Below are 23498 nucleotides of genomic sequence, written 5' to 3' on the forward strand. Positions count from 1 at the left end.
TTATAGTCTCCCTTCTGCCTTTAACAATTGAGTTAACCTATCCGTCTCATTTTGAGGGTAGGCTTTACGATTAAAATAGAGCAACTGATAGTCACTATTCGACCGATTTAAAGGTTGAACCCACATTTCATTTTTAGTCGGTATCAGAATAAACCACGGTATCTGGCCTTTTTCGCTTTTCCAAAGTGATAATAGTTCCTTTAAATGCTTGTGAGGATGTTCCGCAATAAGTAGTCTCATCTTACTGGGAATGTAATACATATAAATGATTTTTGAATACAGTAGCAGAAAGCCATAACAGGCAAACAGTGTGAGAAAGATCGCTTTATTGGCGTTCAAAAGGCTTAGGATGGCCCTTCCAAAATCACCCAGCAACCACTGATTCATTTCACCAAATAAACATGACATTTTATTTACCCCCTTATTTAACTTAACGCTGCTAAGATCTCATCCACATTTTCAGCTTGTAGGAGTCGGTTCATTTTGTTGTCATCTGCTAATAATTCGACAACTTCTTGCAACGTCTCTAACTGCATGTCCGCATTTTTTATTGCTAGCATAAAAATTAGTCGAACCTTAACATCTATTTCTTCTGCGCCCATTTCTTGAAATACGACTGGCTCTTCTAAAAGAGCAATCGCAATTGTCGCCTGCTTAACATAGTCGCTATCAGTGTGAGGGATCGCAATTCCGTATGTGGCAGTATTTAATCCTGTCGGGAATTTTTTTTCCCGATCTTTAATCGCCTGTTTAAAACCAGCGGTTACAAAACCGGTTTTCTGCAATTGAGTTGAAATGATATCCAAAATCGTTGCTTGTGTTTGACTGTTCGTGTGAGGTATTAATAAAATATTTTGACGATCAATCATCTTAGTTAATGTCTCCATCTATGTCCCTTCCAAACCGGTTTATTTACCTAAAAGTCTTGCCCCAACTGCGCCTCCTGGACGATTAATGCCAAATTGCTTTTTGGTAAAGTTAGTGTAAGGCATTAACGCAATACAAACCGCATCAAAGGTCGAAATAACGGCTAAGGTACTAGCTGTTGCTAACATATTAAAACTATCTGGTTCTTTTTCTACAGCGACTTTCACAAACAAATCTGACGCATTTCCAATATGGGAGTCTTGATTTTCGCCGACCCCTACCAAGTAGGCCCCTTGTTCTTTGATTGATCCTAATAAATTAACCAACTCACTTGTATTCCCCCCTTTGGAAATCAATATGACAATATCATCGCTGGTAATGATGCCAAAGGAACCATGAACTGCATCTGAGGGCGTCAGGTAAACGGCTGGCACACTGACACAAGATAAGGAATGAACGATTTTCTTGGCGGCCGTTCCTGAGGTACCACAACCACTTACGATCACCTTGCCTTTTTTCTCGCCAATTTTTTTTACCAAGGTGATTAAAACCTCTGTGTCGATTGTTTTAGTTAAATGATCCAATGTCTGAGCTTCAATTGCCAACGTGTTTTGCAAGCTATTGCTGATGTCTGTATGATTCATGTAAGTCATCCTCTCTTAATTTAAATGGTTTTTTTAATTATCTTTAAAACTTGTTCAGTGTTGACTGCCGCCAACAATTCAGTAATTATTTCTGACGATTCTGCAATGGCTAGGATATCAATAATCGCTTGGTTGTGCTGTTTATTATCGACGGGTGCTAACAGAAAAATAAGGTTAATTCGTTGCTTTTCCGAAAACAAAACACCCTCTTTCACTATTAACAAACTGATGCCTAAACCTTTAACACCATCTTGAGGATGAGCATGAGGAATCGCTAAACGAGAACCAAGAATGGTATAAGGATCAGTGAAATCATGAGCTTCGATCACCTTATCAAGATAGTCTTTAGTCACTAAGCCTGCTTCGAGTAACGGCTTTCCAGCCAAGCGAATGGCTTCTCGATAGTCTGCAATTTGGTCGATTTGAGCAATCTTAGCGGTGGATAAAAATTCCCAAAGGCGAACAGGCTGATGGGTAAGCTGCTCTCGCTGAGCCTGATTTGTCAGTTGCTTCTGACCTAAAATTTCGGTAATCCGATTCTTCACCACAGATTGTTGATTCCCGGGAACAAAAGGCGATATTTCCACCATGATTTTTTCCAATAGGTTGTATTGATCATCTACTCCAAAAATACGTTTGAATACATTTGAACGTAACTGTTGCTTTTCAGATTTTGTCATGGTTGCTTTGACCACAAAACAGTTTTCATAAGCATGAAAATGTCCTATTGAAAAGACAATATCCACTTTTAGATTACTTTCTCTAAAGGATCTGTGAGAGACAGGTTCGTAAAAATAGACTTCTGGAAACAACGCGATTAACTGAGACAACATCAGTTGTGAATAGGTAATTCCTTTAGGACAGATGATGATAGCTGTTTTTAACTTAGGCCTTTGACTTTTCCCCTGTGGCAATATTTTAGAGCCGAAAATCAAGGAAATGTACATGATCTCCACTTCTGGTAATGGAACACCTAAAAATTCTGCCAACGGCTTAAAACACTCTTTGATGATGGTGTTTAAATAATCGTATTGGGTCACAATATTGTCAAAAAATTCTTTTTCGTATAGTTCATTTTTTTCATTAACTCGGTACTTGATGCGGTAGTAGGCCGGCGTTAAATGATACATCAAACTATTCAAAAGTTGGGTGGTCTCTTTGAAATTAATGGAAGTTTTCGTTTCAAAAATTCTGATACATTCGACTAAGACCTTTTTCAGTTGGGCCATTAACCTGGCATTTAGCGTGTCTGCTGAAAAAATAGTCGAGGTCAAAAGTTGTAGGGCAATGTAGATTTTTTCTCGATTATCAAGACCGCCTAATGCCATGATGTCCTCAATTATTTTAACTTCAGCTAAGTTTAGAACATCTTCCTTATCCGAACGACGATTTTCAAGTGATTTGCCCACGTCTATCCGTTGAAAAATCAACGATAAAAAGTAAGGCAATACCTGATATTGCTCATCCGTGTACCTGATTTCTAAGGTCTCTTCGACCAATTTTAATTTGTTCTCGAGGCTCCTTTGCTCGTCTAGTTGAATGCCGGAAAAGGTGACTAATAACTGACTTCCTGTACTCATTTTGATAATCTGAAAAAGAATTTCTTTAAGAAAATCTCGCAGAACTAGTTCATTTCCTAAAATTGAATAACCCGCTATCCTTGAATAAGCAATTGTCAACCCGTGATCAACTAGCCTCATTTTTACTTTATTAATGTCTCGAAGAACCGTGTTTTTACTTACTTTTAACTCATAAGAAAAATATTCTAAAGACAAATCCAACGCTTCATTAAAAAGTAATAACAAGATAATAATGATTCGTTCCTCTTCTGAAAAAAACATATCTGCATTATCAAGATTGATGTTTTCCTCATCCACTACCATTGACAGAGAGCCATCGATAATAAAACAGCCGCTTTTCGTTCGAGCAATTGGGGGTAATTTGTTTTCTTCCAAGTAATCATTGATTTTATTTATTGCGTATTTTATTTGATCTTTAGAAAGACCTAACTTCTTTTCCAACTCCTTTCTTGTAATACTCGGATTCACTAAAATCTCAGTAATTATAACCAAGTATTTTTCTTCCAATCGCCTTTACGCCCCTTTCAAAATCAGTCACCCCGCTTTGCAAAATTTATCACTGCCTTACGTCTAAAAGTATAGGACGAAACCGCTCAAAAGTATAAGCGTTTTCAAACTGAAAATTCCCCCATCGTTTGCTTCACATGGTGATGATGATAATTTTCATGCTCCCTACTAAGTTTTTAACGGAGCAAATAAATACGGGTAATTCGCCGTTTGCGGGATTAGATTTTAGTTTTTTTGATATTCCGGAAATCTTAATAGTTAGCTGGGTGGTGTTTGTCAGGCTAAATTAAAGACTAAAAAAGTCAGCTTGCTTAAGTAACCTAGCACAATAATCTCCCCACACCTTGTTCCAGCTTCCTAACTCCCGCTCACCCTACTAATAATGGTCATGAGAGCTAGCGCCATTTTCTGATATTAAAAAATTCAGCGATCCTTCCTCGTCATTTGTTGTGGTTTATTTGCTTAAACTATAACAAATGATGAGGAAACCACCAAATCGCAATTTTACACAAATGCCCTCAATTTTACTGATCGCCTCATAAGAGATTCCCTTTATCTCAAGCTTTGTGACAAATAGTGACCAAAATTTGTGCAAAATTGAGGGTGTTGGTGCAATTTTCATCTTTATTTAAACTGCCATTGAAAAGTAACTCTTTTTGTTATAAGATAATCCTAAAGTTTGGCTCGCCTTAATGAAAAGGCTTTCTTAAAATTGAGTTTTTTACAGCTTTGCCAAAATAGCGGAAAGTCCCTTTGTTTATTTCGTAGTAAGAGTGAAGAGGTAAAAAAAGCCTTCAAAACTATCAAAGCTGATGGCTTGGCTTTTTGGAAAAACACTTCTGAAAGAACCACGACATGAGCTGATTGCCCAAGAGGTTTTGTTAAAAAAGCCTCGTCATATACTGATCATTTGAGCCGTGAATATTTTCGTTTATCGTGTTATTTAATGAGTGATGCCGTCACTCATTGGTTGAGGTTTTAACTTTCAAAACGAAAAATTTTACAACGGTTTAAAAGACATCGATACCGCATCAGACATGGGATTGGGGTCGCCAGACAAATAGCCTCATGGGCTGTAAAATCAACGATGAGTGATGGTATCACTCATTGCAGACTTTATTATTTTTTGAATGAACGGCAGCATTAAAATCAAAGGAAACTTATTTATTTCTTGTTGCAATTGTCTATGAGAAATTCGCAAAAAATAAAATAGTGTTTCCCTAGCAATCACAATAATGACAGGCGCTATTTCTAGACGTTATATCGTTATTTAATGAGTGATCCCATCACTCATTGGTTGAGGTTTTAACTTTTTAAAGTGGAAAATGTGCTAAAGGATCGACAACCCAAAACCCACGTCAAACATGGGTTTGAGAGTTCTAGACAAACAACCTCATGAGATGAAAAATTAGCGATGAGTGATGGCACCACTCATTGCGATCTTTATTATTTTAATGAACGATCAAGATAAAAACAAAAAAGACTCATTAAAACTCGTTGCCATTGTCTAAAGGATCTTTCGTCAAAATAAAAATGAGACCTTCCCTAGCAATCACAATATGAAAGACGCTATTTATAGACATTACATCGTTATTTAATGAGTGATCCCATCACTCATTGGTTGAGGTTTTAACTTTTTAAAGTGGAAAATGTGCTAAAGGATCGACAACCCAAAACCCACGTCAAACATGGGTTTGAGAGTTCTAGACAAACAACCTCATGAGATGAAAAATTAGCGATGAGTGATGGCGTCACTCATTGATAACTTCGTTATTTTAATGATCGATCAAGCTAAAAAACAAAGAAGACTCATTAAAACTCGTTACAATTGTCTATGAGAAATTCGCAAAAAATAAAATAGAGTTCCCCTAGTAATCACAATAATGACAGGCGCTACCCCTAAACATTATATCGCTATTTAATGAGTGATCCCGTCACTCATTGGTTGAGGTTTTAACTTTTTAAAGTGGAAAATGCGCTAAAGGATCGACAACCCAAAACCCACGTCAGACACGGGTTTGAGAACTCTAGACAAACAACCTCATGAGATGAAAAGTTAGCGATAAGTGATGGCATCACTCATTGCAAACTTCGTTATTTTAATGATCGGTCATGCTAAAAAAAAGAAGACTCATTAAAACTCGTTACAATTGTCTATGAAAATTTCGAAAAAAATAAAATAGAGTTTCCCTAGCAATCACAATATGAAAGACGCTATCTCTAGACATTGTATCGTTATTTAATGAGTGATCCCGTCACTCATTGGTTGAGGTTTTAACTTTTTAAAGTGGAAAATGTGATAAAGGATCGACAACCCAAAACCCACGTCAAACATGGGTTTAAGACCTCTAGACAAATAACTTCATGAGATGAAAAATTAGCGATAAGTGACGGCGTCACTCATTGAAAACTTCGTTATTTTAATGATCGGTCACGCTAAAAACAAATAAGACTCATTAAAACTCGTTGCAATTGTCTATGTGAACTCTCGCAAAACAAAAAAGACCTTACCTATTACAGTAAAATCTTCAGGTAAAGCAACACGACTAAATTAAAAAGTTAGCCATTAGTGAGAGGCTAACTCGTGGCTTCACTCGTTATAAGTAGAACGAACACCTTTACATAGGCATAATTCAAGTTGAACGTCTTTCATTATTACGCGACACTTTTCATTTTCTAACGGATTAGAACGACGCTGCAGGTACCTTACGATGCCCTTGTTCTATTATCGAACTAACCATCAAATAAACCTGTTATTTAACGAGTGATAAGATCACTCATCAGCTGAGGTTTTTCTACTAAAAACAACTAGTAGGAACTCATCAAAAAATGATATTGACAACCTTTATCAGTATCCAGAAAAAACCTCTTGGTGATGGAATCACTCATTAACGCCCTCGTTACCTTGCCACTGGGAGAATCTGTTATAAAACGAAAGAGTTTAAGAAACAATGAGAAGTATCAATGATTTTTTTATCACCCATATTACAAATTGTTCCAATTCCTACTACCCAGCCCATGATAGACCCATCGAGCTCATACTCATGCCTCGCACAAAAAAACAACTTCACCTTTCTCAATGAAGTTGTTTAAGATCATTTACTTCAACTAATTTTAGTCTAGCTTAACTCAATTGATAAGTGAATGAATAGTTTCCAGCAAGAACATCTCCTTCATAACCATTTTCAACTTTTTGAAAGGAGATATCATCAGAATCAAGAATACTATCACAGTTTTTTAAACAAACTTTAGCAGATGTATTAACTGGAATTCTAACTTGCAGTTGTATTGTATTATCTTTCAAAAACTCCCATGATGTGGCAATTTCCCCATAAATACTTTCGTAGGAGCCCCGTGCGTAATCTAAGTGTTTATTCACTAAGGGTTCAATTTTCACCCTTTTATAACCTGGATCATGTTCATCAAGTTCAATTCCCAGTATTTTCCGATACATCCATTCTCCAACGGCTCCGTAGGCATAATGATTAAAGGAATTCATATCAGGACTCCACATAGAACCATCTTCTCTGATGCCATCCCAATGTTCCCAAATAGTTGTTGCGCCTTGATTAATTTGATATAACCATGAAGGAAAATCTTCTTTTAAAAGCAACTCATAAGCTTCGTCAACATAACCATGATCACTCAAGACATGGCAAAAATAAGGAGTCCCAACAAAACCCGTAACAAGATGACCCTCTTGCTCGTTTAATAGTTTAATTAGCTCAGCTGCCACTTGAGGCTTCCACTCATCTTTAATTAAATCAAAAGCTAAAGTTATAATATGCGCCGTCTGTGTTTTAACTTTTAGTGAGCCTGCTGATGTAAAAAAGAGCTGTTGATAAGTTGCAACAATGTTATTATAAAGATCTTGATATTTTTCTATTAAATTTTCTTTATTCAAAAGTTTACACACTTTAACAAATAATTTTGTAGAATAAGCGAAGTAAGCTGTACAAGTTAACTCATTGGGCGTAGCGCCAAAATAGCTCCCTTCTTCAGCATCTAACGCTACCCAGTCACCAAACTGAAGTTTGTAATTCCAAATATAATCAACCGAATTGTTAGCCATGAAATCGATCCATTTCTTCATACTGACAAACTGCTGCTCTAATATTTTCTTATCACCAAAATTGATGTATAAATTCCATGGTGCAATAACAGCAACATCCGCCCAGGCGGCTGCAGAATGTGTCCCTTGACTCAATAACCAGTCATTCCCCACTTTCGGATGTCCAGTTAGGATATCCGGAACAACATGCGGGATACCTCCTTCTGGTAATTGATCAGCCGCTACATCTTGGAGCCACTTGTTGTAGAAACCATAAGCATTCACAATAAAATTAGCTGTTCTGCAAAAAATTTGAGCATCACCTGTCCACCCAACACGTTCATTTCTTTGAGGACAATCCATCGGAATATCCACAAAATTCCCTTTTAAACTCCATGTAATATTGTGTTGTAGCTGATTGAGCTGTTGATTACTGCACTCAAAATCCCCAGTGAACTCCAAGTTTGAATGAACTACTAACGCTCTGAAGTGATCAACAATTAATTCTCCAGGGTACTCTGTAATTTTGACATATCGAAATCCTTGGAAAGTAAATGACGGATGAAACACTTCTTTTCCCTCGCCTTTACAAATATAAACAATTTTCTGTTTAGCAGTTCTTAAATTATCTTGATAAACATTCCCATCTTTATCAAGCACTTCAAAACACTCAAGAACTACTCTACTCCCCACAGCCGCCGTCACTTCAAACTCGACCCATCCTGTTAAATTTTGACCAAAATCCAACACTACATCTTTTTCTGGTGTTAACAACTTCTGCTTCACCGCTAGCCTTTCATTGATGCACGGACGATTCGTCGGTTGGGAAACAAGACTCTCTTTCCTGACAGCCTTTTTTTCAACTTTTCTCCAATGACGATACGCTTCTAGTGATTGGTTGTTTAACCATTCTGTTCGTTCAAGTTGAGCATCATATATTTCGCCATCATATATTTCGGAAAAAATGATCGGCCCATCATGGCAAAGAAAATCTTCCGATGTTCCCCAAGTCATACTCGTTCCATCTCTAAAACGTATGAGTAATTGACCTAAAAATGATGTTTGATCCCCATAATTGTTTCTCTCATCTAAAAAACCCATTTTTCCTTTATACCAGCCAGCTCCAATCACTGCCCCAAATATATTTACACCTTTCTTTAGTGTATTAGTAATGTCGTAAGTTTGATACAAAAGCCGTTTATTATAGGACGTCCACCCTGGTGTCAACTCATCATCGCCAATTTTTTCTCCATTCAAATAAGCTTTGTAAAGTCCTTGAGCAGTCAAAAAGGCATAGGCTTCGACAACTTCCTTCTCTATTCTTAAAACGCCTCTTAAAAGGGTTCCCTTTGAACTATCTCTATCCCCATGTGTTTCACTTGAGATAAAGTCGCTTGACCACTCAGAAGGATGGACAATTCCTGTTACAAAAGAAGTAGGCACACTCCAGTCACTTTCTTCATTGTCATTAGTTATTATTTTCACTCGAATAAAATATCTTTTGCCACTTTCTAACTCAAATTCACTGTCAGAAAACTGGATGCCTGACGCTTGGTCTGTCACTACCCACGAGGTCGAATAAAGGATCTCTTTAAAATTTTCTATTGTTGAAAATTGAATCCAATACTGTTGCTGCATACATCCTCGTTTATCTGACAGAAGCGACCATGAGATTTGGGGATGACTCTCAATCCCAATCAACTCTTTTTCATAATTTAGTTTAATTTGCTTAATTTGAATCATTTAACGTCTCCTTCACTTTACAAGCTATCGCTTATTATCAAAGATAATCTCAAGAGAGCTCTCACAAAAGAACATCTTAGTGTATGATTTAAAGAGCAATAATAACTCCCACAATGATAGAAATTGCAACACCTGCCACACACCAAAACAGTGTCTTTTTCAAGTAATCAATAACGTCCGTTCTCGTAAAATCAGCAATCCAGACGATATAGGATTGTGTAGGATCAGAGATCCCCTGTAAAACACCGATCGCTTGCATGCCAATGAACACCATTGCTGGACTCATGCCTCCTGGAATCATCAATGAACCGATGCCCGCCCCAAGACCATATAAAGCTAAGGGACCACGATAAATGGCGAGGGGAGATAAAATAACAAAGAACAAGATATAACCCACAGCTGTTGTAGGGATAGCCAAATTAAGAATTGGCGCAATAACCCCTGACACTTCTACTGTTGAAACTGAAGATAACAGCATTCCTATACCAATGAATAGAGCAATAGGACTCGCAACATCTTGAATCCCTTCAATCAAACCTGAAGACAATACTTGCATCGGTCTTTTTGGCCGAACAACGATTAAAGCAACTAAGATCGAAATAATAATTGCTGGAATGATATCCATACTAAAGGCAAAAACTAGCAAAACAGGGATGAGAGGTGAAATGAAAGAAAGCATTGGGACTCTTTTGGTTTTTGGCGTTTGAGAATTATCATTTGACATCGACCATGTTTTTCTTCTTCCAACATCTTTTTGGATGGAAAAAACAATTAATATTAAGCAGATAACTGCAAATGAAAGAAATGGAATCCAAATGTTACTCCGAATAACTTCTATGCTTACACCCAATGTTTGTTCCATTACAACCCAGCCAGTCACATTCATCATAGATCCCATTGTTCCGCCCAATAGCAGAACCAAACCAGCATTAAAAGCTGACACTCCCGTTGAAATCATGATGGGAATAACTATATTACCAACCAAGATATACATGCCTAAACCACTACCACCTGTAAAAATGACTGCCGTTACGATAAAAAACAGAATAGCATTAACTAGCGGTTTTCCACTTCCAAGTTCAGCCGCTTTTTTTACAATCCCTTTCGTGATTCCTAAGCGATTAAGAACTTGAGCAAACCAAGCCCCAAAAATTAAGCCAGCCATAGCATCTGCCATTCTCGACGAACCCTGTTGAACAATTGATTTGAATATAGTAATTTTTTCAGGATCATTTGACATAAATGGAACACCTGCAATTACCGCAAAAATAATTGCCATCAGTGGCAACGCAAGAATCGTTGGGATTTTTCTAGACACCATTAATGCGACAAACCCCAGAAAAATGACGAGCATTGATATTCCTTTGAACATTGTTAACAAATCCATATTTTTTCCCTCCTATTTAGCTAATTCTTTCTGATTAAGGTAATGAAGATCGTAGTAATTCGGTAAAACTTCTAATTGACAAAATTGTTTAGCAAATGCATGAGCTGCTATTTCCGAGCACGCTGTAACGTCTACTTCCCTATAAAAGTTGAAAAAAAGAGGAATTCTCATTTTCCCTAGTTTTTCTGATACTGTTGCTCCTGAGCTAAATTCCAAGAAGTGAAAAAACTCATGTGCTAAATGAATCTCAAGCGCTTGTGAGTTACTTAAAACCAAATGCTTAGGTAGTACTTGTTGATGATGGACATAAATAGATTGAATGGATTCATCATAAACGGTGATTTTGCAGCCTTTTTTTCTAAAGTGGATCTCTCCCCGCAAAATGAAATCATCATTTGGTTGTTTTGAATCCTTTTTTTCATATATAATTTGATTTTCTGATAACAATTGATAAATATCCTTATTTTGGTTTAAATATTTTTGACCTTCTATCTTCCCTATTTTCAAAGATTCTTCGATATAAAATATTTTTTCAGCCTTATTCATTTTCAGGTATACGGGACTTTTTTGTAATTCTCTCTCCCCAAGTTCAACTGATGATACTGGAATTTTTTTCTCTTGCAAGTTTCTCCCCCCAAAAATCTTAGTTATAGGCGACTGCGATTATTTTTTCACTATTATCTAGGTTACTTATTTCTTCGTCCATAATTGACTTCAACTGATCTGCAGTTTGCATACCAGTCAAATCTAACATTTTTTCTCGGTAAAATAGAAAGATTCTAGGTATTGTAGCATTTGCATCACCAAATGACGTATTATCATATAAAAATTCATCAAATTCTACATAATTATCTTTAGAGAATGACAGATAGTCAGCATTTTGATTTTTGAATCTTGCCACACCCTCATTATCAAGAACTGCTACAGGTTGCTGTTTCGACTTAATCAGACCAAAGAATTTTTTCTTAATAATTTGTCCGCTAAAAACAGACCAACGTCCTGCATGCCCTTTGGCTGCAACTTTATCAAAATTCAATGTTGTGACTGCCCTTTTTTGTAATTCTTCCGCAGATAATTTACTAATCCCCATGTCTTTTGATCTGAGTTCCGTTGCCCCTGTCGCAATAGCTCTTAAAATACTATGCTCGGCATCCACCTCAACTGAAACATCAACCGTTTCTTCTAGTGCACCTGATTTCACTATTTTTTCAATAATATCTTGACGAATTTCTTTGATGTCACTTTTTGACGGATTACCGATACTCCTCTCTAATGTCTCACGAACCATGGCCAAAGCAACTCCAATTGTAGAAATATACGGTGCATTGTTCGAAACTTTCCACTTCATATTTTCTCCGTATTTTTCTGCAAGCGCCGGCACTAATACTGGAGCACTTCCACCACCACCAACTAAAACAAGCATCTTTGGATCTAGTTCATATTCCTCTATCAACGAATCTACTACTTCTTTTAATTTTTCTGTTGCCATATCTAAAGCTTTTTTAGCAGCTTCTTCACCACTCAGATTCAGTAATTTCCCTACTGCATCCCAAGCTACCTTTGAAGTTTCAATATTCCCCTCCGCATAGTCTCCTTTAGGTACATAACCTAATAAATTTGCCGCTCCACATAGAGTTGGTGAAAAACGCCTACCATTTTGATCCTCTACAATTGCATAATCTGAAGGGTCGCCCTCCTTTGGAGAGATCAAATGACACGTTGCAGATACCATTTCTTTAGCCTCTTCAAAGCATTCGTATGAAACACCTGCTATATGAGCGCTTCGAGGTCCAATATCAACAATTTCACTATCTCTAATCTGGATCATGGTCCCTCCCGCTAAACCAAGAGTTCTCACATCTAAAGATTGTAAGTATGTTTTGTGTCCCCCTACTTGAGCATATTTAATCATCACTTTTCCATTCTTAATTACAGAAATATCCACACTCGTCCCACCAGTTTCAAAAAAAATGCCATCGGTAATCTTTTCATACATCAAAGCACCGGCAACACCTGCCGCTAATCCCGACAACATGGTCAAGATGGGGCGCTTGCGAACTTCTTCGACATTCATTACTCCACCGTCACAACGCATAATCATTAATTCAGTCCCAATATTAGTTCCCTTGACAGCTTCTTCTGTCATATTTGCCGTAACAATCATTTTGGGGATAAGACTGGCATTGATAACAGCTGTAGCCGTTCTCATTTTTAACCCATATAATTCTGACATTTCATGCCCTGCTGTAAATAGCAATCTTCGTTTAGACGCGACTTCCTGAATTTTTAATTCTTCAGATGGGTCATCCACACTAAAAGCACCTGATGCTACAATTACTTCACAATTATTATCAAGCAACTTAGTGATTTCTTCATTTATCAATTCATCTGACAACTCTTTTGAATCAATAAATGTGCTATCTGTTTTTAAATATTTCCCCTTTGATAATTCAATATCACCAATTTTTGTTTCTTTCTTACTAGATTTTGCGTCTGATCCAGTTCCCATGCCTACTATCCCAACACGAGCTACATCGCCCTCGAGTAAAGCATTTGTTGCTTGCGTTGTCCCATGGGCGATAAAAACCACATCATTTGGATCAATATGATTTTCTATCAGTAAATCGTTGACAATTTGAATAATCCCAGTTGCTACACCGTCTTTATGTGTTGTAGGGATTTTTTTTGTTGAAATAACCTCGTATGTTTCATTATCAATTGCCACAGCATCTGTAAATGTCCCCCCGACATCAATTCCGATTCTAACTTTTCTACTCAATTTATTCCCTCCTTAGCCACTATATGATTGAAAATGCTTAATGCGCTCTTTATTTATCACTATTTCCTGATAATCATCTAGATACTCCAATAACTCCATGTCTTTGGTTAGTTAGCGTGATGTATTCATTTTCAATAATTGTCTCGCCTCTGTTACTGTCGCAACCGTATAGCCAATCGAAAAAATAATATCAGATAATTTTTTAACCAATTCTGCATTTTTAGTTGCTACCATATTCTCATTTAAATAGTCACTATCTTCAAACCCAATTCTGACATCTGTTGCACCTAAAATGATTGCGGCCGTCAAAAAATCCCAGTTTGTTCGACCATAATGAGTCACCCCCCACAAACTATCTTTAGGAACGAAAGAACGAAACGCGATCAAGTTTTCAATAGTTGCCTGCATACCTCCTGGATGTCCAAACACTAAATTATACAGTTTTGGTGTTTTGAAAGGTAACTCTTCTGAAATCTTTTCTAAGGCCTGAATCATGCCAATATCAAATACTTCAATTTCAGGATATATTTCTTTTTCATAGGCCATTTGAGAGACATAACGGATATCTTGAAATGAATTAACATAGACAGCTTCGCCTAGATTTGTTGAGCCGGCATTGAGGGAACAGCTTTCTACAATCTCATAATTAAGCGGCTGGCAACGTTCTACTATTGTCATATCTGAAATTCCACCTGTTGAGGCTTGAATAATCACATTTTCTTCTTGCAAAACTCGTTCAAAACAGGCCATCATATCCGTGCAATCTTTTGAAAGCTGTCCATTAATATTTCTACTGTGCAGGTGGCAAATTGAGGCACCACACTTAATTGCATCGACTATATCTTCAGACAACATTGCATAATCAATTGCTTTTCCCGACTGAACAGGCGCTAAGGCGATAATAATTTTTCTCATGAAAATTCTCCTTCCAGCTTTTCAACCACGTTTCGTAATGTATCCACCGTGCCGACATTACCAGGGAAAATTAAATATGGCATTTTAGGAAACTTGCTGTTTATATCTGCTAACCAGACAGGTATACCTGCTGTTACCTGCCCTAAAACAGTTCCTTCTGTCATCTTAAGGCCGATTGTCGCTATATCACTTGACGTAATGCCTCCCTTTGAAATGATGTATTTGGGTTTGATTGTTAATAATTCAACAATTTTTGTTAATGAAGAAGAAATATTAACTGACATACTCAATGCACTTTCCTCATCAAATAAATCTGGCTTCAGTAGTTCTCTGCTTGTATAAACTACCGTGCTTACCCCACTTGCAATACTTTCTTGTACGAACTTTTTTACTCTTGTTACTTCCATTTCAAATAAAGGGTCATCAAAATAAGTCGCTACCTTAAACTCTATAAATGCCAATGGTAATTTTGACGCCTTTAATTGACTTAATTGCCTCGTAGACAACTTAACATGCGAACCGATAACGATTAACCCACCGTTACTATTAGTTTTATCGACGATTGTGTCGCGATCTAGATAGTCAATATCCGGTATGCCTGCTAAGACTTTAGGGAAACTTGCCGCTGTGCGAAAAAGATAATTTTTGCCTTTTTTCATTACATTGAACAAAGCGGTTACAAACACTTTTAATTCTTCATAATTTGTCGAGTTGATAATGATTTTTTGAAATCCATGACTTGATAACAATATTTTTTCTATCAAATCAACGCGATACTCCCTCAAGTATTCTAATGGAATAGTTAAAATATCTTGAGCGTCAATTGGTTGATGACTTTTTTCGGCTATGTACTCGATTAAGTTTGATGACTTAAACCCAAATGTTGGATCATTGGCAAATTCCGTTTGACTAATTGGAATATACTCGCCGTTTTTCTTGAGGTAGTGATTATTATCAAAAGTATATCTTTCTCCTTCAAAAAAAGAAAAACACAATATTTCACCGTCTATTTTCGTTTCATTATCCTTCTCTATTTCCTCTCTTAGAGTCATAGTCTCCAGAGGATAGTGACCTCTTAGAGTGGAGTCCCCTCTCGAAATAATTGTAAATGATTGGTTTAATTCTTTAGAAACCTCGGAAATATTTTGAGCAATTTCTTGATGAACTTGCTTTGTTTTATTTTCTGAAAAACTTCTTGAATTAGTTAAAATATAAAAGATGCTCGATTCATTATTAAACCCTTTGCGTATAGTCTCTTTCAGCCAATCCGTATAAACGATAACACTATGGACAGTTTGAGTACCTGTTGGATCATCGTCAAGAACAATAATTTTCCCACTAAACTCGGCTAATCCTTTGTGATATGCAGCTTCAATCTCAGAGTTGTGACCCTTCTTACTTCTTGTATAGTGATCTTCTCTTTCGCGATTAACCATCTTTCATCTACTCCCTTCATGATAAAATCAAAGTCTATAATCGATCACTTATAAATAGCTGGTAACCAAATTTTCATTTCACCGAATCCGCGATTATCCCATGCAAAATATGGAACTAGAGAGACTTTGGTTTTCTCTAATGTGACATGTTGTAATGGCTGATACAATGCCGAAACGTCATAATTGCTGATTTTCCGATGTAACATCTCTCCCTTAAGTCCTATCAATCCTCTGTCACATAGGTCAAGTGATTCTGTTTCAAATGTTGTTGAAATGTCTACCATACATTCATCTAAACTGTCTAAAGAGCAGTCTGGCGATTCCAGACAATAAACTAACGGACCTCGTTCAATAGCAACTTGATTAGTGGTTTCTTCAACATATGGATGAGCGATTGTATAGCGTACTGGCATCTCGAAATCAATTATCAACTGGGCCTCAGTTTGGTTGGCTGGAATCACTATTGAAACATAGCTACTAGAATTATTTTTATCTAGTGTTTGTATTTTTCCGTTAAATGTAAGGGATCCTTTTTGGACCCAACCAGGAACTCTCACGTTTATACGAAAAGCTACTTTTCCCACTATTTCACTAATATTTAAAGCAATTGTTCCTGAAAAAGGATAGTCAGTTACTTGTTCAAGTTTAAAATTGACTCCGTTCTTCAAACTAACTTTACCTTTATTTCCACCATACATCCCAATCCACAAGCTATCGTCTGAAACTGTGTAAGCATATTCAAATGATTCAATTAATGTTCTTGCAAGATTAGGCGGGCAACAAAAACTTGAAATATAACTCTCGCGAGTTAATGGCCAAATCAATTCATAATCTAATCTCTTTGTCCGACGCAGCATATTTTCATAAAAGAATTTGTCACCAGTCAAATTCATAGCAGCTAAATTCGTGTTCAGCATAGTTCTTTCAATAATGTCGAAATATTCCGCTTTGGGATCAATTTGAAACATTCGATAAGCCCACATGACATTCCCAATTGCAGCACATGTTTCGTTATAAGCTGTTACATTCGGCAATTGATATTCATAGCCATAAGCTTGGTGAACCATACTATCTTCAAAGAAATTACCATAGGGTGAGGTTCCATTGTATAGAGCACCGCAACCACCTGTAATATAAATCTTTTTGTCTACCAAGTTTCTCCACACTCTGTCGAGCATTTCTTTATACTCAGAATCGCCTTGCTCCAGATATAAATCTGAGACTCCAGCATATAAATAATTAGCTCGCACAGCATGCCCTAACACTTTCGTATGCTTCTTTAGCGGCAGTCGATCTTGATTATCATCCGTTCCATCTTTGACTAGATCCCTTAATTCAATCGTCAATTTAGCTAATTCTAAATATTTATTAGCTCCCGTTGTTCGATACAACTCCACCAGTCCCATGTAATGAGATGGGCAAACAGCCGTTTGTACCTCACCATTTTCTTGGTTTTCTGCATACATAACTGCTAAATAATTTGCAGCTTTTTCAGCAATTGCAAGTAAGTTTTTCTTGCCTGTAATGCGGTTATACAAACACGCCGTTGTGAACAGATGACCAAAGTTATATACCTCGAAATCATTAATATCATTGAAGCGCTTAATCCCATTATTTTGACGTTCACCAATGATTTGCTTTGTTGAAATATAACCATCCTCTAATTGACATCTTGCTATTAAGTCAATATACCCATCAATCTCTTTGAAAGCTTTCTCATCTTTATTTTTGGCTGAACTATAAATATATGCTTCCAACCATTTATAAAAATCTCCATCACCGAAGTCTGTTCCACCAAACTCCCCTTCATGATCTCCAGCACATACGTGAAAATTTTCAACTACGTGACTAATTTCTGTCGATTCAAATAGGTTTTGAATATGAGAAATAGTACCTAAAGATGTTTTTTCCACATCTGCCCAGAGACCTTCCGTCCAAGAAATAGCATCCCAATCTAAAGGTGACACTTTTGCATAGGGGGAATGTTTTGTATTTGTTAACATTTTTTACGCCTCAATTCTTCCATTGTTTATTAATGCTTTTTTTAATGCTCGAGCACCAAATCTAGGGCTCGACAGTGTCCTAACACCTAATTGAGCTTCCAAAAACTCTTCGCTAAAAGCCATTGAACCTTGGCATAGTACAATCAGATCAACTTCTTTTTCTATTTCGGTGGCCTTCGCTAAAATCATCTCTTTAAATTGGTCTTGACTCACGCCAAATGCCCCATCGATTAACCCTTCAACTAGAACAGGATAACGTCCCATTTCTCTACCAACTCTTGCTAATGTGTTTTTAGTCGGGAGCAATGTCGTAGGCAGCGTTGCTAACACACCTATTCTGGAGGCATTTCTCGTTGCCTCTCGACACATTTCTTCATCAATGCGGACAATAGGTATCCCCATATACTGCGCTAAATTTTGAGCACTATCGGCAACTTCACTCACTGATGAGCATAAATTTAAAATGGCCTCTGCACCATCTTCAACTGCTTGTATGTATAGCTTAAGCAGTCGAGCAGTAGCCTGTGTGGTAACATATCCTTTTTCTCTCACCTCCATCAAGATCGTTGGATCCTGATAACTCAAGAGTGTTATCCCCTCACCTAATTCTTTTTTTATATTTAACTGAACTAATTCTATTAATTCTGGTGTTGTGCTTGTGTAGATCAATCCCACTTTTACCATTACTTATCCTCCTTTTCTTCAAAGCGACTGATTAACTTTTTCCAACTTTCAAACCGATGGATTAGAGCCGCTTTTTCTTGAAAGACGCTATTGTTTATTGGATCAATAATAGATTGATTGAGAGTTATTGTTTCAGTCACTTTTTCCACTATTGAATAGACGCCGATTGCCGATAGTTCTTCAACGTTATTAATGATAATTTCTTTACCAAGTATAGTTGCTAACATTTTCATTAATTGGTGGTTCTTAGTTACCCCACCATCAACTTTTATGCACTTAATTTTTTTATCCGCCACTTCTTCCATCACATCGATTATCGATTTAACTTGAAAAACAATACTTTCCAAAATAGCTCTAAGCAAATCCCTTCTATTTGAGGTTAGTTTCATTCCAACAAATAGCCCTGTTGCATTGTTCGTCCAGAAAGGAGACGCTAACCCTTGTAGAGCAGGAATAAAATACACCTCTTCATTACTTCTAGTTTCTAATACTAAGTTACAGGCATGATCAATATCACTAAACGTCGTAATTTGTTTTTGAAACCAATTTATCGAATCCGCACAAGAGCGAATGATCCCTTCCATGGCATAGTCTACCTTTCCTTGATTAGCATGGGCAATGGTGGTCATCACCTGAGTATCTCGAATAAAACCGTTTCCATCCATCTGCATTAATACTGAAGCACCCGTGCCTAAAGTTAATTTGACTTCTCCATACTGAGTACATTTCTGGCCCACCAAAGCCGCTTGAGAATCCGCCATCACTCCTTGAATTTTAACCCCCTTATAGTAACCAAATATGGTCGACGATTCTTTAACGTCTGGTAAATCAGACCGCGTGGCACCGAACATTTCAAGTAATTCTTCGTCCCAGCGCAACTCATTAATATCAAATAATAATGTTCGGCATGCATTGGTTGTGTCTGTCGCAAAAACCTTTCCTTGAGTCAAATTCCAGATCAACCAACTATCAACGGTTCCTAAAGCTAATTTTCCAGCAGTTGATTTTTCTGCTATTATTGGCACATTTTCAAAAAGCCACTTGATTTTTGTTCCTGAGAAATAGGGGTCTAGTTTAAGTCCCGTTTTACTGTTTATTACAGCCTCTTTCCCTTGAGATATCAATCTCTTGCAAATATCCTGACTGCGATTACATTGCCAAACAATGGCATTATACAACGGTAAACCTGTTTCTTTATCCCAAGCAATAATGGTTTCCCTTTGGTTTGTTATTGAGAGGGAGGCAATCATAGTTGAGTCCAATTTATTGGTTGTCATTGCCAAATCAATTAAGCCTTTAACATTATCCCATATTTCAAGTGCATCTTGTTCAACCCAACCCGATTCAGGATGTAATTGCTGATGTGTTTTGTCGTATCTTTTCAGTATATTTCCGTTTCTTACTAACAGTAATTTAGTTCCTGACGTACTTTGATCTATCACCAATCTCATCTTTTTTTCCTTCATTTTACAATACCATTGAACAAGCTAAATCAGCTAAAGAGCTGCCATCCAGTCCATAATGCGCAAATAATTCAGCTGACGTCCCTGTCACTAATGATTCATCTGGTAGCCCTACAATTTTATGAACACAATCTAGTTGTTCTGATAAGTTTTCAGCAACAGCCGCGCCAAGTCCGCCATGAATACTGTGCTCTTCAACTGAGATTATTCTTTTTGTTTCAAGTGCCGCTTTCTTTAATGTCGTTTCATCAAACGGTTTGATAGAGTGGTAATTTAGCACTCTTGCTGAAATTCCTTTCTCTTTTAATAGCTCAGCAGCAAGTATTGCCTGTCTTACCGCTTCACCAGAAGCAACAAAAGTTAAATCCTGTCCTTCAATCATTGTGACCGCTTTTCCAATTTCAAACTCATAATCTAAACTACTGTAACAGTCTTCCACTGGATTTCTTCCTAATCTAATATACGCTGGTGCATCACTAGTCGCTAAGATTGAAAACATTTTTTCAGTTTCAAAACGATCTGCTGGTAACAATACTTGTAAGTTGGGTATAGCCCTCGTAACTGCTATATCTTGTAAAGAATGATGACTCATGCCTAACGCCCCATAACTAACACCACCACTGATGCCGACAAGTTTGACATTTTTATTGGAATACGCCACATCGACCTTGATTTGTTCGATACTTCTCATGCTTAAAAAACAGGCGGGAGAAGCAACAAACGGACGTTTCCCCATATGCGCGAGACCAGCAGAAATGCTAACGATATTTTGTTCAGCAATTCCTGTTTCAATTAGTTGATCTGATAGCATTGTCGCAAAATCAGTTAAAGAGGCCGAGCCTCTCGAATCACTTGTTAAGACAAGAATATCTGGATTTTTTTTAGCTTCTGCTATTAAAACCTCGCACATTACTTGACGATTTGCGACATTATTCTGATTAGTCATTTCCTAGTACCTCCAACTGATTATCTAGTTCTGCGAGTGCTAATTGTAATTCTTCAAACGTTGGTACTCTATGATGCCAACTCACTTTATTTTCAGAAAAAGAAACGCCTTTCCCCTTTATCGTATGAGCAATAATCATTTTAGGTTTGCCCGGTAAGTTAGGTTCTTTTAGGACCTTGATTAATTGGTCAATATCATTGCCTTCAACCTCGACTACTTCCCAGCCAAAGGCCTCCCACTTATCGCATAACGGTTCAACGGACATAACATCTTCTGATTTACCTGTAATTTGTAGACCATTTCGATCAATAATTGCCGTCAAATTATCGAGTTTGTAATGGGAAGCTGCCATCGCCCCTTCCCAAACTGACCCTTCAGCAAGTTCACCATCACCTAGTAATGTAAATGTATGATACGTTTTTTTATCTATTTTACCTGCCAATGCGATGCCGACAGATATCGGCAGACCATGGCCCAGTGAGCCAGTATTCATCTCAACACCTTCGACTTTGTTATTCGGATGCCCCATTAAACGTGAGCCAAACTGAGAGAACGTTTCCAACTCACCTGCTTCAAAGAACTCCTTATCTGCTAGGATTGCCCAGAGTACCTCAGAAGCATGACCTTTACTTTGAATGTATTGATCCCGATTTTCCATATTCGGATGCTGAGGGTCCACATTCATTACCTCATAGTACAGAGCAACTAAAATATCTGTACAAGATAAATCCGAGCCAGTATGGCCTGCTTTTGCTTCATAAATGACTTGCAATATCTTTTTTCTGATCTCAATTGCTTTTCTTTTTAGTTCAAGATTTTTCATGTTGTCTATTCCCCTCTTAAATATGCATTGACATCTTCTTCAATCGGATCATAAAAATCAGGCGTAACCCCAATATACTTGCAGGCTTCATAAAGAATCGGGACAACATTTTTACGAACTGCTGCCACATGATGAATATATGGTCCATAAACTAATTTAAACTCCAAACGATTGAGGTTCTCAAATTCCAAATAAAGATACGTGCCTTGATTATAAGGTCCGTCAATCCCTTGGCCAGTCCCCATCAACAATGAATATTCACCATTATCACCATCAAAACGACACAACGTATATTCGTCTTGAATTGCCCTAAAAGCAACAGAACCTGGGTAGTCAAAAACAAAATGACGCGGGGGCAAAACAGGCGTTTCTTCCGCTGTAGAGTATGCAAACACCCCTAAATGCTGTAACAGTTCACCATTCTCATTTTCCGGATGCCGACAATTGACATCTGCAAATATAGCCCGATGTTCCCCTAATGAAGCTGCTTCAATTAAAAGTTCTGAAATTGCGCCATGAATGTCAGTTTCGCAAACAAATGGTATTCCTTCTTCTTGTAATAAAGATAGAGAAGCGTATGGCAAGATGCCAATCTCATCTTGTAAAGCCGTCCAACATTGAATAACTCCTGAATTACAGCCATAATGATGACATAGATTTTTTAAAGCAACTTTTAGAGCTGCGACCATAGTCAATTCATGCTCTTTAATTTGAACGACAGTGTTTTCATTGAAAAAGTTAATTACTTTTTCAACTTCGACCTTTTCTTCTAATTTTACACGTTGAATTTCTTGAATAACTTCTTTTATTGGTATAGGTGACAGTGAAATATTAAACTTTTCTAGAAGTTCCCCTTCATTACACATCACGGACCAAAAATCAAAAGGTCTAGGCCCCACCTGCAGAACTCGAGTGTTTTTAAACGTTTTGACGACATTGCAGACACGAATAAAATCGGTGACTCCCCTTTCAAATTCTGGCGTGTCGATATCAGAATTTTTAATATAAGTAAACGGTACTTTAAATCGTCTTAACACTTTCCCAATTGCGAACAGACCGCACTGAGTATCTCTTAAACGTGAGCCATCTTCCGCTGGTGTTTCATCTTTTGGCCCCCAAAGTAAAACCGGTATTTCTAATTTTTTTGCTAAACGAGCACATGCATATTCTGTTCCAAAATTTACATTTGCTAAAAATAAACCATCTATTTTAGCCGCTTTAAATTTTTCAGCTATCTTTTCGACACCTTCATCATCGTACAGAAGGCCGTCTTGATTAATATCTAAAATATCGACATAATCAATTTCTAAATCATTTAACTTTGCACGTGTTAAATTTGCGTATTCAATTGCCGCATCTGCACTAAACAGATTTCTTCTGGTTGGGGCAAAACCGATCTTTACTTTATCCATCTCCATCACTCCCAAATTAGTATTAAATCACTTTCTTCACTCAAATAATAGCATCAGACAGATAAACTTACAATAAACAAAAAGAAAAATAAACATATTATTATTTTAGTTTACTAAACTAAGCGTTTTCATTTGAAGGTATATCAAAATAGAAAGGATAATTATTTAAATAAGAAAAACAATAGAATTAGTTTAGTGGATTAATATTGATAAGTTTAATATTGTATGATAAATTTGAAGTTATTGGAGGATTATCAA

General features: G+C 37.1%; 16 protein-coding genes. All 16 read right to left on the minus strand.

Annotated features, from left to right (window positions below):
- A complete protein-coding gene (locus I6N95_RS04550; RefSeq protein ID WP_209525170.1) occupies window positions 1–408 on the minus strand; it encodes a hypothetical protein in 408 nt (135 codons plus the stop codon).
- 17 nt (window positions 409–425) lie between these two features.
- Entirely contained in the window at window positions 426–887 is a 462-nt protein-coding gene (locus I6N95_RS04555; protein ID WP_209525171.1) for a PTS sugar transporter subunit IIA, read from the minus strand.
- Between the two features lie 21 nt (window positions 888–908).
- Entirely contained in the window at window positions 909–1511 is a 603-nt protein-coding gene (locus tag I6N95_RS04560; protein WP_209525172.1) for a KpsF/GutQ family sugar-phosphate isomerase, read from the minus strand.
- A gap of 20 nt (window positions 1512–1531) precedes the next feature.
- Complete coding sequence (locus tag I6N95_RS04565; RefSeq protein ID WP_209525173.1) at window positions 1532–3598, minus strand: BglG family transcription antiterminator; 2067 nt, start codon at window positions 3596–3598, stop codon at window positions 1532–1534.
- 3124 nt (window positions 3599–6722) lie between these two features.
- Complete coding sequence (locus I6N95_RS04570; protein WP_209525174.1) at window positions 6723–9392, minus strand: alpha-L-rhamnosidase; 2670 nt, start codon at window positions 9390–9392, stop codon at window positions 6723–6725.
- Between the two features lie 88 nt (window positions 9393–9480).
- Complete coding sequence (locus I6N95_RS04575; protein ID WP_209525175.1) at window positions 9481–10779, minus strand: citrate transporter; 1299 nt, start codon at window positions 10777–10779, stop codon at window positions 9481–9483.
- Window positions 10780–10791: 12 nt separating this feature from the next.
- A complete protein-coding gene (locus I6N95_RS04580; RefSeq protein ID WP_209525176.1) occupies window positions 10792–11403 on the minus strand; it encodes a hypothetical protein in 612 nt (203 codons plus the stop codon).
- 19 nt (window positions 11404–11422) lie between these two features.
- Complete coding sequence (locus tag I6N95_RS04585) at window positions 11423–13558, minus strand: hydantoinase/oxoprolinase family protein (protein WP_209525177.1); 2136 nt, start codon at window positions 13556–13558, stop codon at window positions 11423–11425.
- A 111-nt stretch (window positions 13559–13669) separates the two neighbouring features.
- Window positions 13670–14473, minus strand: a complete 804-nt coding sequence (locus tag I6N95_RS04590; protein ID WP_209525178.1) for a beta-keto acid cleavage family enzyme — start codon at window positions 14471–14473, stop codon at window positions 13670–13672.
- Window positions 14470–15909, minus strand: coding sequence for a four-carbon acid sugar kinase family protein (locus I6N95_RS04595; protein ID WP_209525179.1), 1440 nt, complete (start codon window positions 15907–15909; stop codon window positions 14470–14472). The genes I6N95_RS04590 and I6N95_RS04595 overlap by 4 nt, the downstream gene beginning before the upstream one ends.
- 44 nt (window positions 15910–15953) lie before the next feature.
- A complete protein-coding gene (locus tag I6N95_RS04600; protein WP_209525180.1) occupies window positions 15954–17912 on the minus strand; it encodes a glycoside hydrolase family 127 protein in 1959 nt (652 codons plus the stop codon).
- Window positions 17913–17915: 3 nt separating this feature from the next.
- Window positions 17916–18596, minus strand: coding sequence for an aspartate/glutamate racemase family protein (locus I6N95_RS04605; RefSeq protein WP_209525181.1), 681 nt, complete (start codon window positions 18594–18596; stop codon window positions 17916–17918).
- Window positions 18596–20047 (minus strand): FGGY-family carbohydrate kinase, encoded by a 1452-nt coding sequence (locus I6N95_RS04610; RefSeq protein ID WP_245249245.1) that lies wholly within the window; start codon window positions 20045–20047, stop codon window positions 18596–18598. Before I6N95_RS04610 ends, I6N95_RS04605 begins: the two co-directional genes overlap by 1 nt.
- 16 nt (window positions 20048–20063) lie before the next feature.
- A complete protein-coding gene (locus I6N95_RS04615) occupies window positions 20064–21005 on the minus strand; it encodes a transketolase family protein (RefSeq protein ID WP_209525183.1) in 942 nt (313 codons plus the stop codon).
- Window positions 20998–21828, minus strand: coding sequence for a transketolase (locus tag I6N95_RS04620; RefSeq protein WP_209525184.1), 831 nt, complete (start codon window positions 21826–21828; stop codon window positions 20998–21000). Before I6N95_RS04620 ends, I6N95_RS04615 begins: the two co-directional genes overlap by 8 nt.
- Window positions 21829–21833: 5 nt before the next feature.
- Complete coding sequence (locus tag I6N95_RS04625; protein ID WP_209525185.1) at window positions 21834–23240, minus strand: L-fucose/L-arabinose isomerase family protein; 1407 nt, start codon at window positions 23238–23240, stop codon at window positions 21834–21836.
- Window positions 23241–23498 lie beyond the last annotated feature (258 nt).

The organism is Vagococcus allomyrinae, assembly GCF_017829975.1.
Classification (GTDB): Bacteria; Bacillota; Bacilli; order Lactobacillales; family Vagococcaceae; genus Vagococcus_D; species Vagococcus_D allomyrinae.